The organism is Rhabdothermincola salaria (assembly GCF_021246445.1).
In the GTDB taxonomy this organism is placed as follows: Bacteria; Actinomycetota; Acidimicrobiia; order Acidimicrobiales; family Acidimicrobilacustridaceae; genus Rhabdothermincola_A; species Rhabdothermincola_A salaria.
This window is the reverse complement of the sequence record NZ_JAJQXW010000001.1, coordinates 679,818-692,796: the sequence shown is the minus strand read 5'-3', so window position 1 is coordinate 692,796 and position 12,979 is coordinate 679,818. Positions and strand designations below refer to the sequence as shown.

Annotated in this window: 12 protein-coding genes and 1 pseudogene; 4 read left to right on the top strand and 9 right to left on the bottom strand. The window is 71.0% G+C overall.

Translation table 11 applies throughout. The features are described 5' to 3' along the window. The first annotated feature begins 269 nt into the window (after window positions 1-269). Window positions 270-1,193 (top strand): type 1 periplasmic-binding domain-containing protein, encoded by a 924-nt coding sequence (locus LUW87_RS03185; protein ID WP_232669624.1) that lies wholly within the window; start codon window positions 270-272, stop codon window positions 1,191-1,193. A 444-nt stretch (window positions 1,194-1,637) separates the two neighbouring features. Here the strand turns inward: LUW87_RS03185 and LUW87_RS03180 are convergent, their stop codons facing one another. Together LUW87_RS03180 and LUW87_RS03175 are read right to left on the bottom strand one after the other, a co-directional pair. Then, window positions 1,638-2,003: a hypothetical protein gene (locus LUW87_RS03180; RefSeq protein WP_232669623.1), complete on the bottom strand. Its 366-nt coding sequence runs from the start codon at window positions 2,001-2,003 to the stop codon at window positions 1,638-1,640. 469 nt (window positions 2,004-2,472) lie between these two features. After that, window positions 2,473-2,754, bottom strand: coding sequence for a DUF4190 domain-containing protein (locus tag LUW87_RS03175; protein WP_232669622.1), 282 nt, complete (start codon window positions 2,752-2,754; stop codon window positions 2,473-2,475). A gap of 137 nt (window positions 2,755-2,891) precedes the next feature. Between LUW87_RS03175 and LUW87_RS03170 the strand changes: the two genes are divergently transcribed. Continuing rightward, a complete protein-coding gene (locus tag LUW87_RS03170; RefSeq protein ID WP_232669621.1) occupies window positions 2,892-3,809 on the top strand; it encodes a class I SAM-dependent methyltransferase in 918 nt (305 codons plus the stop codon). Window positions 3,810-3,863: 54 nt separating this feature from the next. Here LUW87_RS03170 and LUW87_RS03165 read toward each other — a convergent pair. The 3 genes and pseudogenes from LUW87_RS03165 to LUW87_RS03155 all read right to left on the bottom strand — a co-directional run. Beyond that, window positions 3,864-3,983, bottom strand: a pseudogene (locus tag LUW87_RS03165) (DUF1801 domain-containing protein); the annotation flags it as partial. 26 nt (window positions 3,984-4,009) lie between these two features. Next, a complete protein-coding gene (locus LUW87_RS03160) occupies window positions 4,010-5,059 on the bottom strand; it encodes a zinc-binding dehydrogenase (protein ID WP_232669619.1) in 1,050 nt (349 codons plus the stop codon). Between the two features lie 319 nt (window positions 5,060-5,378). After that, window positions 5,379-6,425, bottom strand: coding sequence for a phosphatase PAP2 family protein (locus LUW87_RS03155; RefSeq protein WP_232669618.1), 1,047 nt, complete (start codon window positions 6,423-6,425; stop codon window positions 5,379-5,381). A 248-nt stretch (window positions 6,426-6,673) separates the two neighbouring features. Here LUW87_RS03155 and LUW87_RS03150 point away from each other — a divergent pair, with 248 nt between their 5' ends. Both LUW87_RS03150 and LUW87_RS03145 read left to right on the top strand, forming a co-directional pair. Continuing rightward, the gene (locus tag LUW87_RS03150; RefSeq protein WP_232669617.1) at window positions 6,674-7,603 is read left to right on the top strand and encodes an LLM class F420-dependent oxidoreductase; all 930 of its coding nucleotides are present in this window, start codon (window positions 6,674-6,676) and stop codon (window positions 7,601-7,603) included. After that, complete coding sequence (locus tag LUW87_RS03145) at window positions 7,600-8,457, top strand: acyl-CoA thioesterase (protein WP_232669616.1); 858 nt, start codon at window positions 7,600-7,602, stop codon at window positions 8,455-8,457. The genes LUW87_RS03150 and LUW87_RS03145 overlap by 4 nt, the downstream gene beginning before the upstream one ends. Window positions 8,458-8,517: 60 nt before the next feature. Here LUW87_RS03145 and LUW87_RS03140 read toward each other — a convergent pair whose 3' ends face one another. The 4 genes from LUW87_RS03140 to LUW87_RS03125 all read right to left on the bottom strand — a co-directional run bounded on the left by LUW87_RS03140 (window position 8,518) and on the right by LUW87_RS03125 (window position 12,759). Further along, the gene (locus tag LUW87_RS03140; protein ID WP_232669615.1) at window positions 8,518-8,778 is read right to left on the bottom strand and encodes a hypothetical protein; all 261 of its coding nucleotides are present in this window, start codon (window positions 8,776-8,778) and stop codon (window positions 8,518-8,520) included. An 85-nt stretch (window positions 8,779-8,863) separates the two neighbouring features. Then, complete coding sequence (locus tag LUW87_RS03135) at window positions 8,864-10,855, bottom strand: hypothetical protein (RefSeq protein WP_232669614.1); 1,992 nt, start codon at window positions 10,853-10,855, stop codon at window positions 8,864-8,866. After that, window positions 10,848-12,074 (bottom strand): ATP-grasp domain-containing protein, encoded by a 1,227-nt coding sequence (locus tag LUW87_RS03130; protein WP_232669613.1) that lies wholly within the window; start codon window positions 12,072-12,074, stop codon window positions 10,848-10,850. The genes LUW87_RS03135 and LUW87_RS03130 overlap by 8 nt, the downstream gene beginning before the upstream one ends. Before the next feature lie 217 nt (window positions 12,075-12,291). Beyond that, window positions 12,292-12,759, bottom strand: coding sequence for a hypothetical protein (locus LUW87_RS03125; protein WP_232669612.1), 468 nt, complete (start codon window positions 12,757-12,759; stop codon window positions 12,292-12,294). Between the last annotated feature and the right edge of the window lie 220 nt (window positions 12,760-12,979).

Sequence of the window (12,979 nt, the reverse complement as noted above, 5' to 3'; positions counted from 1 at the left end):
CCGACGGAATGGCCCGTAGGTCGGTGTCGAACCCGTCCCCTTGGACCGCTGTCGGGGAACGTACCCTCCTCGGGCCCGGATGCAGAACCGACCGCGTCGGTCGGTGGTGGTGTCGGGGCGCCCACCCGACGATCTCGCCCACGACGCCGGGCCGCGGCCGGAGTCGGGGTAGAGATGGTCGTATGGCCGCCGATGACGCTCCCCCGATCGCAACCGGCGAAGTCGACGCACCCACCCCTGGACCTCGACCGAGGCGCCGCAGCGGGCTGGTGCTCGCCGGACTGCTCGTCGTGGCGCTGCTCGCGTTCGGGGTGGCGTGGGTGCTCGATCGGGACTCCGGTCCCACGGGGCCGGCGGCCGAGCCGTGGACGCTCGAGCCCTACCAGGGGCTGGGCGCCTGGGTCGACGCGTTCGACTGGTCCCAGGCGCTGGGGGGCGAGACGCCCGTGGTCGGCGAGGACGACCTCGCGGCCATGGCCGACCTCGGCATCCAGACCGTGTACCTGCAGACCTCGCACCTGGGCGTTCCCGACCAGACCGTGCTCGAACAGGAGCGGGTCGAGGGGCTCATCGACGCCGCCCACGAGCACGGCCTGTCGGTCGTGGCCTGGTACCTCCCCACTCTGGAGGACATCGACGTCGACCTCGAACGCCTCCTCGCGTCGGCGGAGCTCGATGTCGACGGCCTGGCGGTCGACATCGAGTCGACGACCATCGAGGACCCGGTCGAGCGCAACGCCCGCCTCGCCGAGCTCAACGACGGGCTGCGCGCCGCGCTCCCCGACCAGGTCCTCGGGGGCATCACCCTGTCCGCAGTCCACGTCCAGGAGGTCAACCCCGACTTCTGGCCCGACTTCCCGTGGGTCGACATCGCCGAGACCTACGACGTGGTCCTGCCCATGACCTACTGGTCGATCCGCCTCCCCGAGTGGCAGGACGGGAACCGGTACGTGGGCGAGAACATCGACCGCATCCGCGCCGCCACCGGCGACCCCGACCTCCCCATCCACGTCATCGGCGGCATCGCGGACGGCGCCACCGTCGCCGAGGTGCAGGGCATGCTCGAGGCCATCGAGGCCCGCGACGGCGTGCTCGGGGCCAGCTTGTACGACTGGGCCACCTCGTCACCCCCGCAGTGGACCGTGCTCGGCGCGCTGGGCGACCGCAACCCCGCGGGCCCCGACGGCCCCTGAGCGCCGCTCGGGTCCGAGCGACTCCCACAGGTGGGACCGGGTGCCGAAGTGCCGTTCGCCGACGAGATCGTGACCTTGGTCCCGAACCACCTCGGCGCAGTCGGTCGATCCACAGCTATGACGACGACTGAAGCGGTGCCGCCGGGTGGTGGCACGGAGCCGGAGGGCGGCGAGCAGGCCACCGCGGAGCTGCAGGGACACCCGGCCATCGCACACACCTCGACCGGGAGCACCAGCGTCGTCGTGCGGTTCGATCCCAGCTCCGGCTGCCAGAGGCCCCGCCCGCAGGGCCGGTTGCTCGCGGAACAGGACTTCCGGATCGGGACTGCGCTCCGGGTCCACCTGGAGAACGGGTGCCGAGGCGCCGTGGCGATCGTCGGGCCCGCCAACCGCTTCATGGCCGAGAGCCCGTTCTGGAACTAGGCGACTCTGGACACGACCCCCTCAGGTCGTGACGCGAAGCAGCAGGTCGCCCTCGGCGAGGGCCGCATGGATGCTGTCGAACTGGGCCAGCTCGCCGGCCCGTTCGGCGCTCAGCGGCACCACGGGGGCCTCCAGCTGCCAGGTCTCGCGGAAGTCGCCGGCGCGGATGTCGTCGGCGACGAGCTCGGCCAGGTGCCGGGCCGCCCCGTCGAAGAGCAGGGTCAGCCGCCGACCCTCCTTGTACTTGCGGCGGTAGTCGCTGCCCGCCACGATCCCCGCCGTCTGACCGAGGTAGGTGCCGTCCCTCGTCACCTCGACCGTGACGATCATCCCGTCACGGGTCATGTCCGGCCGCTTGTCGGAGAAGTTGATGTCGTAGTCGGCCATACCCTCAGGCTACGCCGTACCTGCCGATTGCCCCCGCGGGCGACAAGGGGGCTCGGACAGTGGGACCATGGGGGCAATGACTGCTCGATCCCACTCACGTTCACGACGAAAGACGCGCCAACGCGTCACGAAGCGCTCGCTGGCGCGCCGCGGCCTGAGCCGCTCGCCCGAGAAGAAGGCGGGGCGCCGAGGCGCCTGACCATGTCGTGACCACGGCCGGCGAACGGACGAACCCCAGGCCTCGGGCCTGGGGTTCGTCAGCGTCGCTGGGGCGAGTCGCATCTCCACCCCACAGTGGACGGAGACCAACCGGTGAGCACCCCCGCCGCTCGGAACCCGGCTGCGGGGCTCCACTTCTCGAGCCTCGTCTCTCGGGCGCGGGCGGCCGCTGTCGTGCTCCGAGCCGGCCGAGACGCGGCTCCGGCGCGGCCATGAGCCGCGCCGGAGGTACCCGTTGGTCGTTCGGCTGCTAGTTGCCGGCGTAGGCGATGGCGGCGATGATCCCGGCGAGCACGGCGATCGCGATCGAGATCCAGCCGAGGATGATCCCCCACTTGGCGCGGACCTCGCCGCCTTGGAGGCCTCCCGAGGCGATGATCTCGCGCTGTGCCTGCTTGCCGATGATGATCGCCAGGATGCCGGCGATGAGCCCGCAGATGGTGATGCTGAGGATGCCCAGCACCAGCGACCAGGTCGCCTTGCTGTTGGTCTTCGTCTGGCCCGCCGGTGTGCCGAGGTTCTGGTCGCTCAACGTCTGTCCTTCGTTCGTGGGTTCGCAGGACCCTAACCCTCGCCCCGTGGTGGGGACGCCATGGTCCGTGACCGACCGACCCGGTCCCTGCATCCCCTCGTCACCGGCTGGTGCGGGGGTCCCGTAGCTTCGGCGCCATGCCGCACCTGCCCGGAAGCCCTGTCTGGCAACGCGACAGCGCCCATGCCACCGTGCTCGACTACCACCTGAGCATGCTGCACGACGCCGAACGGATGGACGCCTTCCGGCGGGCCATCGATGCCTCGGTGCAGCCCGGCGACGTGGTGGTCGACATCGGCTGCGGGAGCGGCGTGCTGTCGTTCATGGCGTGCGAGGCGGGCGCCCGGAAGGTCTACGCCATCGAAGGGGGACCGGTCATCGAGCTCGCCCGGGAGCTGGCCGTCGACAACGGCTTCGCCGATCGGATCGAGTTCCTCGACGGCTGGTCGATCAAGGTCGGCCTCCCGGAACCGGCGGACGTGCTCATCTCCGAGACGATCGGCAACGCGGGGTTCGACGAAGGGATCGTGGCCTGGACCTTCGATGCCCGGCAGCGGCTGCTCCGCCCCGGTGCGCTGCTCGTGCCTCAGCGGCTGCGCATGTGGGTCGCGGCCGTCGAGTCGTTCGACGACCACTCGCTGGTGTCGGATTGGTGGGAGACCGCGCTCCCCTACGACTACACGGCGGCCCACCGGCGGGCGGCGCGGATGCTGTGGTTCGCGGACCTCACGCCGGGCAACCTGCTCGGCCAACCCGAGCTGGCCGCAGACGTCGACCTGAGGACCGCGTCCGACGAGGCCATCACCTCCGCGGGCCGGCTGGGGGTGGACCGCGACGGCACGCTCCACGGTCTGGCGTGCTGGTTCGACTCGCTGCTGTGCCCCGGCGTCACCGTCGACAACACGCCACCGCGGACGGAGTCGAGCTGGTCCCACGGGTTCCTCCCCCTCCCCGAGGGGCGGGCCGTGTCGGCGGGCGACGAGCTGACCTGGGAGCTGTCGGTCTCGCCCGACGGCGAGGACTGGACCTGGCGGGTCGATCCCGTCGAGCGCTGACCCTCGCGCTCAGAAGGTCTCCTCGCCCGGAAGCGCGGCCGCCTGGTGGATGCCCTTCCATCCGGGCATCGCCGCGATGTAGGCCTGCACCGGTTCGTCGCCGTCGCCTTTGGGGATCTGAGGGTTCCCGCCGGAGAGCAGCTTCACCTCTGCGCCCTCGTTGCTGTCGGTCATCGTCCCTTCCGCCGTCGGGTGGCTCGTCAGTGCAGCCGCACGACGGTACGGCCCATGGTCTCGCGTCGTTCCTGGCGTTCCATCGCCTCCGGGAGGTCGTCGAAGCCGACCGTCGAGGTGACCACCGTACGCACCTCGCCTGTGCGCAGGAGCTCGATGATGCGCCGATGGGATTCCAGACCCTCGGAGCGTGACGGCCAGTTGAGCCCGGTGCTGAGTCGGGTGGCGAGCGGGTCGGGGGCGTAGGCGAGGCACACCCCGCACAGCGAGAAGTTGCCGTAGATCGCCGGTTGCACGGGAAGTGGCTGACCGTCGTTGGTGATGTCGGACGCGTAGCCGACGATCAGGTGGCGACCGTTCATCCCCATGGACCCGAAGGTCTCGGTGGTGACGGCCCCGCCCACCGAGTCGAGGGCGACGTCGACGCCGGTCTGGTAGGTGGCGTCCATCACGGCCTGGGCGAACCCGCCGTCTCGATAGTTCACGACCTCGTCGGCGCCGAGCTCCCGGCACAGGTCGAGCTTCTCGGGGGACCCGGCCGTGGCGATGACCTTGGCCCCGCGGTGCTTGGCCAGCTGGATGGCGGCGGAGCCCACGCCACCCGCACCGGCGTGCACCAGCACCGTCTCTCCTGGCTGCAGCCGTGCCCGCTCGAACAGGGCGAACCAGCTCAGGTGGAACGGGTAGTGGAGGGCGGCGCCGTCGACGTCGTCCATCCAGTCCGGGATCAGCATGGCGCTGGTGGCGTCGACGACCGCCCACTCGGCGAACCCGCCGTGGGCGCCGGCCGGGATGCCGACGATGCGCCGCCCGACGAGGTGTTCGGCGCCGGGCCCGGCGCTCTCGACGACGCCCATGGCCTCCATGCCCGGGGTGAAGGGCGGCTGGAGGGGGACGATGGACCATCGTCCCCGAACGATGTCGGTGTCGTTGAAGTTGACGCAGAAGGTCGAGACCTGGACGCGCACCTCGTTGGGACCGGGTGGGCGAACCTCCACCTGTTGGCGTTCGAGGACCTTCGTCGGATCCCCCAACGCCGTCGCGACCCAAGCATCAGCCTTCAGTTCCCCCGTCATGGCCGTCAGGCTCCCCGAGCGGTCCCCCGGTGTCAACCGATCTGCCGGTCCTCCGCAGAGCTACCGCACACCTCGGGGAGACCGTCGACATGGGTGCTGCTTCCTCAGGGCCTGGGCCGTTCCAGTTGGGCGCGTGCTGCGAGCCACGACCCCGGTGCCACCGTCGCGGGAGCGCGGAGCCGCCGTCGGGGGCACGGATGCCCTCGCACCCGTGGAGCGGTCCGCCGCGCTGGCCGGGGTCTCCCCACCAGGGCGAGCGTCGGTGCCGGGAGCGCGGGTGAGGCCCTTCCATGTCGTCGTCGGCGTCGAGATGGCGCGCTCAGCGAGCGTCGCTCTCGGGCAGGCCCCACGCCTCGGGGAACGGCACGACGCGCTCGTCGGTCTGATCGCGCGGTGGGTCGATGCGCGCCCCGCGCAGGATCCACAGCAGGACGCTGAGGATCACGATGGCGACACCGGCGATGGCCGCGACGGCGCCCACGTAGGAGGGTCCGAGCTGCCCAGCATCCAGGTCACGGCCGTCGAGCACGACGACCACGGTGCCCGTCACGAGGCCGGCGGCGGCGACGAGCGCGACCCCGAGCACGAGCAGACGCCAGCTCGAGAGGGTTCGACCGAAGATCTCGGGCATGGGGGAGGTTCCGATCCCGCGCCACGCGAGGAGCCCGGCCAGCACTGCCGTCACCCACACCGTGGCGACCAGATAGGCGGCGATGACGTCGCTGGGGCGATGCCATCCCGCCGTGAGCGTCGCCGCCCCGACGGCCACGGCATAGCCCATCCCGATCAGGCCGGCCATGACCCTGAGGCGCGCCGGCACCACCAGTACCAGCGCCAGCGCGAGTGAGACGGCCACGGTCGCGTGACCGCTGGGGAAGCTCGGCACGGTGGCCGCCCCCGGCCGGTCCAACAGGTCCGGCCGACTCAACAGCTCCGTCTTCAGCACCTGCGTCGTGACGTTCGCCCCCGCGATCATCACGGCGACCCCGAGCGCCAACCGAGGCCGCCGCCGGGTCACGGCGAACACCAGCAGCACCGCGGCGGCCACTGCGAGGGAGGAGAGGCTGATCGTGTCGAGCGCCCTCGTCGAGGTCAGCTGGATGAGCTGGCCGCCACCTCGCCCGACGATGGCGGCCTCGTCCACCCGTTGACCGGGGCGGGTCCGGACCGCACCGAGGTAGAGGCCGGCCAACGCCACGGCACAGAGCAGCCCGAACGCGAGGAGCAGGATCGCCCGCCATCGGGCCGTCAGCCGCCGCTCGTCGCCATCCGAGGGCGGAGAGACGGGATCGACCGAACCCGAGTCGTCCACCACGCCGTCCCGTTGCGGTGACAGCGACACGGAGTCGCTCGACGGGTCGGCCATTCCGGAGAGTATGGCCCGACGCGAAGACCCTCCCTCGATGCTCGTGTCCGAACCTGGGAGGAGAGGGATGAGAGCATTGGGCCACCGACGACGTCCGGGCCGACCGCCGCACCCGACGGTCTCGTCACCGCCTGCCCACCCTCTCGCCATCCGACGAGCGCCGGGAACCGCCGCTCACCTCCCAGGAGCATCACGCCAATGGACCCGACACCCAGCGACATCGCCGAGCGCGCCGAGGACGGCGGAGCATGAGGTTCTCGTGGGGCTACCCGTTCACGACCTGTCCGCCCATCGAGGAGTTCTTGACGGCGCAGGCCCTGATGGAGCTCGCCGCGTCCGCCGAGGCGGCCGGCTTCGGCGCCGTCTACGTCACCGAGCACCCTGCGCCGGCCGAACGCTGGCGTCAGACCGGCGGCCACGACGCCCTCGACCCGTTCGTCGCCCTGTCGTTCGCGGCGGCGGCCACCTCGCAGCTGCAGCTGCTGACGAACCTCACCGTCGTGCCGTACCGCAACCCCTTCATGCTGGCCAAGGCGGTGGCCACCCTCGACAGGGTCTCGGACGGGCGCGTGATCCTGGGCATGGGAACCGGCTACCTCAAGGGTGAGTACCACGCGTTGGGGGTCGACTTCGACGAACGCAACGCACTGTTCGACGAAGCGGTGGACGTGATGCGCATGGCGTGGACCGGCGAGCCCGTCACGTACGAGGGTCTGCACTTCTCCGCCCGCGACATCACCTCGCAGCCCACCCCGGCCCGCCAGCCCCACCCGCCCCTGTGGCTGGGCGGCAACTCCAAGCTCACCCGTCGCCGCGTCGCCGAGTGGGGCCAGGGGTGGATGCCGTTGCCGAACCCGGCCGAGCTGGCGGCGCGACGCCGGTCGCCGCCGCTCGAGACCACCGAGCAGCTGCGCGACATGCTGGCGTACCTCCACGACCACGCCGCCTCCGTCGGGCGGACCGCGCCGGTCGACGTGATGTACATGTGCTTCGAGGGCGGGGCCCCCGGGACGCCGGACTGGAACCCGCAGCAGCATCTCGAGGCGCTGCACGAGCTGGCCGAGGCCGGCGTGACGTGGATCGCGGGCAACGCGTCGGGACGCACCCGCGCCGAGGTCATCGACAACCTCACCCGCTACGGCGAGGAGATCATCGCCGCCCTCGCCCCGGCACCGTGAGCGTCGCCGTCCTCGATGCCATGGTGCGGGCGCTCACGCTCGAACCGATCGGCGAGGACCGCTTCGCGGCGCCCGGAGAGCCGGGCCGCTTCGACCGGGCCTTCGGCGGCCAGCTGGTGGCCCAGGCGGTGGCCGCCGCCGGCGCCACCGTCGCGGGGAAGGTGCCCCAGTCCATCCACGCCTCGTTCGTGGCCGCCGGATCACCCGGTGCAGCGGTCGAGCTGGTGGTCGACCGGGTGCGGGACGGCCGTTCGTTCGCCACCCGTCGGGTGTCGGTGCTCGAGGACGGCCGGGAGCTGCTGGCCGCCCTCGTCTCGTTCCACGACACCCCACCCGGGGTCGACGTGGCCGCCCCTCCCCCGCCGGCCGACCCACCCGAGACGCTGCCCTCGCTCGAGGACTGGGCGCGCCGCGCTCCCGCCGAGCACCAGGCGATGACGTCGCGCTGGGTGGAGGTGCCCCCCGCGGTGGAGATGCGCATGGCGGAGCCACCCACGTTCTTCGGTGGCCCGGTGGGCCAGGGGCCCCGTTCCCACTGGATGCGCCTGGCCCGCCCGGTCGACGACGCCGTGCTCGACGCGGCGCTCCTCGCCTACGCCAGCGACTACTTCCTGCTCGACATGGCCTACCGGTCGCACCCCGACGGTCCCGGGGTGGCCGCCCTCACCGGGGTGAGCCTCGACCACGCCGTCTGGTTCCATCGGCCGGTGCGGTTCGAGCGGTGGCACCTGTACACCCAGTCGATCGTCACCATCTCCGGTCAGCGGGCTCTCGTGCAGGGCTCGGTGCACGATCCCGACGGCCGCCTGGTCGCCACCGTGGCCCAGGAGGCCCTGGTGCGTCCCCACCGCTGACCGGGACCTCGCGGCTCGCTCGAGCGACCGTCGGCTGCGTCCACCGAGGCCAGGTCGTTGTCAGCCCTCAGGGGTCTCGAGGGTCCTGGCTCGCACCCGGCGCCGGAAGGCCCAGGCGACGGCGCCGAGCACCAGCGCGGCCACGACCACCACGACGAGGGCGACCCATCGGGCGCCGATCGCCAAGGGCATGGCGGCGCCGATACCGAGGCAGACCACGACCAGCAGCGGGCCGTCTTGGGCGACCGCGAGCTTCCGCTCGTACTGGTCGTCGGTGTAGTTGTCGACCTTGGTCCGGGTCCGTTGGTCCGACGACGTCACGTCGTCCATGATGGCCGACCGGCCCGGCTGTCCGTCACCGGCGCCAGCATCGGAGCGGTCGAACCGTCAGGCCGGGGGCGCACCGTCAGCGGTCCGCGGCCCAGCTGGCCCGGGCGAGAGCCTCGACCTCGTCGGCGACCTCGGCCGGGACGGCAGCCACCTCCCCCACGTCCGGGGGGTCGTAGTGGTACAGGTACAGCCTCGAGGTGAACGCGGCGATGGGCAGAGAGGACTCGCCGAACCGCTCGCCGCAGCCCTCGGTGGAGACCACCACGCCCTGACCCCAGTCCTGACCGCCGTCGTTGTTGGGGTTGAAGAAGTACACCCGCATCTCCTCGGAGGGATCCATGCCCACGCGCAGGATGGAGATGGCATGCCACCCGATGAACCGACCGAGGCCGTCGGTGACGGCGATGCCGGCGGGCTGAGGGTGGATCACAGGCCGATCGCGGTTGTGCAGCGGGTGGTACAGGGCGTAGAAGCGGCGCACGAAGCTCGGGTAGTCGTCGAGATGGCCACTGGCCAGGTCGACGGCCAGTGCGGTCTCCCGTCCCACCCACCAGCCGTGCATCTCGCGGTTGATCCAGGCGTGCGGATCGCCGCTGCGGGACGCGCACCGTCGGCCCATCTCGATGTAGATCCGGTCGAGATGGGGCACCAGCACCATGGAGACCGGGTCGACGTCCACCAGCGGAGCGGTGAAGGTGCCCGCGGGGACCTCGGCCGAGGAGATGGCATCGCCCTCGAAGAACAGGCGGATCTCGTCGTCGCGTGCCGCACGGGTCACGAGGCGCAGCACGTAGCTGGGCGCGGCCAGCGACCACATGGAGATGGCCCGCGCCGCCTGGCACGTCGGGTTGTTGCCCTGCCCGATGCCGAGGGGTTGGCCGAGCACGTCGATCACGCCGGCCAGCAGGACCGTCGACGCCGTCTCTTCCCCGGTGATCCCGGCGAGGGCCAGCTCGGCGCTCGGGGACGGGACCAGGCCGATCATGGCCCACAACGACGGGGCGACTGCGGGGTCGAACAGCACGGCCCGTTCGATCATCTGGGCCAGCGAGTAGATGGTCTGCGTGGTGCCCGGGGTGATGGCCACCTCGATGAGGCGACGAACGAGGGGGGCGTAGCACGACAGGGCCTCCATGCCGGTGCGGCTCAGCCCCAGCACCTGGCCGAGGAGGTCGTCGCGAGTGCCGTTGACGTGGTGGACGAAGACTTCCTGGTAGGGCGACACCAGGCCCGTGGAGTGCATGGCCAACGCGAACTCGCGGGCCTCTTGCCACAGCGCGCTCTCGTCGAGCGACGTCAGCCGTTCTGCGTAGGTCTCGACCCCCGGGTCCTCGCGGCAGTTGGCGGTGGGACCGAACAGGGCGCTCACCAGCCGGTTGAGACCGAGCGTGGAGCCGGTGCCCGACAGGTCGGGGTCGTCGAGGTTGGCGGCGATGCGGCCGATCATGACCTTGACGTGGTCGACGGCGATCGGGCGCTGGGCCAGGATCCTCTCGATCTCGGCCACCAGGCTGTCGAGCACGTGGTCGTAGCCGATGCCGTCGGCGACGAACGACAGGTGGTTGCGCACCGCGTCGCCGTGGCTGCCCGCGGCGCGGTCGGCTTCGGATCGGGGCCCGAAGAGGTGGTCGAGCTCGAAGGCCAGCAGCTGGGCCAGGAAGTGCGTGGCGCTCTCGGAGGAGACCGCGAGGTGGAAGGCCTCACCGCGGGCCACCGCCAGCAGACGCAGCTCGCTCAACATCTCGAGGCTGGCGGTCTCGGCCGACCCGTGCTCGAGCGTGCCGGATGCCAGGCGGGGCTGGAGGGTCTCGGGATGGTCCCAGTCGGTGCCGGCGAACACCCCGCCGTCCTGCATCCGCTGGATCCGCCGGTAGATGAGCTCGGGGCCTTCGGGGTGGCTCATGAGCCGGTGGGCGACGTCGGCCACGCGCAGCGCGGGGCTCGCCTTGGCGAAGGCGGAGGCCTGCTCCAGGGCGGCGATGGCGGCGTCGAGCCGCTCGGCGAGCTGGTCGGCGCTGACCACCGGGGCGGTCACCTCGTCCTGGGTGGCCCCAGGGACCTCAGACATAGAAGTCGAGATCCTCCTGGTGCTTCAGCAGCTCTCGCATCACGATCGGGTCGTCCCCGGTGAAGTAGACGAGGCCCCAGTGGGTGCCGAACGCGGTGCGCTTGGTCACCTTGGACTCGAGCGGCGAGACCAACTCGTGGGACTCGAAGTAGGGGTGCTGCACCGTCTCTTCGGGGAGATCGAGCTGGCTGACCACTCGTTGGCGCGGGTACACGCCGAAGCACCCGGCGAAGCCGTCGGCGTCGACCACCTCCCGTGGGAAGAAGGCGGCGACCTCTTCTTCGGTGGTCGTGGGGTCGAAGCACATGATGAGGGCCTGGTAGCCGTTGAAACCGTAGACGCGCTCGAGCAGCTCGAGCACCTTGAACCCCGGCGGCCGGAAGGCCACCTCCCCGAAGTACATCGTCCCGTCGCTGGTGACGAAGTACTCCGGGTGGATCAGCCCGAAGTCGATCTCGAAGGTCTTGATGAGCTTCTCGATCTCCTCGGTGACGCGCTCCCGCCAGGCTTCCAGCTCCGGGGAGGCGGGCACGAACACCGAGTAGCCCAACGTGACGTACTCCGAGATGTTCAGGAAGCGGATCTTGCCGTCGTGGATCCAGGCCTCGACCGCGAACTCCCACCCGTCGAGGTGGCTCTCCATCAGCAGCGGGAAGTCGATGTCGGGGATGAGGTCGACCTCGTCGGGGGTGCGGATCACCCGGTGACCCAGGCAGCCCGCCTTGTCGAAGGCCTTGAGGTGCACGGGGTCGTTGGGGTCGCCGTCGAGTTTGAGCAGCGTCTGGTTCACCCGCTTGAGGAAGCGGACCACGTCGCCGTGATCGTGGGCCTCTTCGAAGATGCCGACCCGGATGCCGCCGAGCTGCGCCCTTCGCTTCATCAGGGCCTTGTCCCGGAACAGCACCGCCTGACCGTGCAGTCGCGGGCTGCCGAACAGCACGGCGTTGATGGCGCCGGCCCACTCGACGGTCTCCTCGAACAGGGGGATCGTCACGTCCACGCCCATGTCCTTCAGCGTGGTGGCGACCTCCATGGAACGGTCGTTGAGCCGCTCGAAGTCCCACGCCAGGAACGGGATGTCGTTGGCCTCGGCGAACTCACGGGCCCACTCGGGGGCCACCACCACATAGCGACGGTCGAAGTTCTCGGCGGCGTCGATGGCGCTCAGGGACCAGCCCAACAACGCCACGTAGCCCTTGGTGGGGTCCTTCTCAGCCATGCTGCGCAATGCCCTCTCGGTCTCGGCGGTCGAAGCCTCCGGCGCCGGTGGCTCGTCGAGCAGGGGATGCGGCCCAGAGCGGTCACCACCGGTCGCCCGGCAGGCCCGGACCAGGGTGGGTGGGTGCCGGTGACGGGTCAAACCGGGCGGCGTCACCATCAGCATCGGGGTTCGCCCATTCGGCTGGCGGGACGTCACCTCTGCGGGTGCCCTGCCGTCATGTCCTGACGTGTTGTCGCAACGCGGCGGCGGCCCCCGCTTCGTCGACGAGGCGACCCCCGTCGACGATCTCCCACCCGCCGGGGGTGATCCGCAACCGCACCGTCTCACCCCAGCCTGGTCGTGCCCGCGGCCCCTGGCGCAGCCCGGTCGACCAGTGCTCGTGGTGACCGGCGTCGTCGACCCATTCGAAGGAGCCGAGGACGTAGGCGTGACCGACCGGTTCGTAGCGGACTCGTTCCCGGCTGCCCAGCAGCGAGAGGCGCGACGTGACGACGGTCCGCACCAGCTCGTCCGGAGCCACGCCGGCGTTGCGGAGCAACTCGAGGCCGCGGTTCTGCAGCAGCCAGCGGGGCGACTCGGCGTGGCTCGTCGGGTGGGCCGCCCGGTCGGCGACCAGCCTGGGTGCGCACTCGGAGCACACGTCGGTGAACCGACGGGTCTGGTTCTCTCCCTGGTGGGACATGCAGAACGCCTGTCGGCACCGCCGGCAGCGGCCGATGGCGGCGACACCACAGGCGTCGACCGTGCAGCCCGCGCTCACGCCATCGTTGGGTGGAGGGTGCCCGACATCGTCCGCACGATACGTCGGCCGCGTGTCCGGGCCACACTGGCGCGGCTGGCCGGCGTGTCCGAGCGGACGGCCCCAGCGATTGGCTCACTCCAGCAGGTCGAGCATGAAGGGC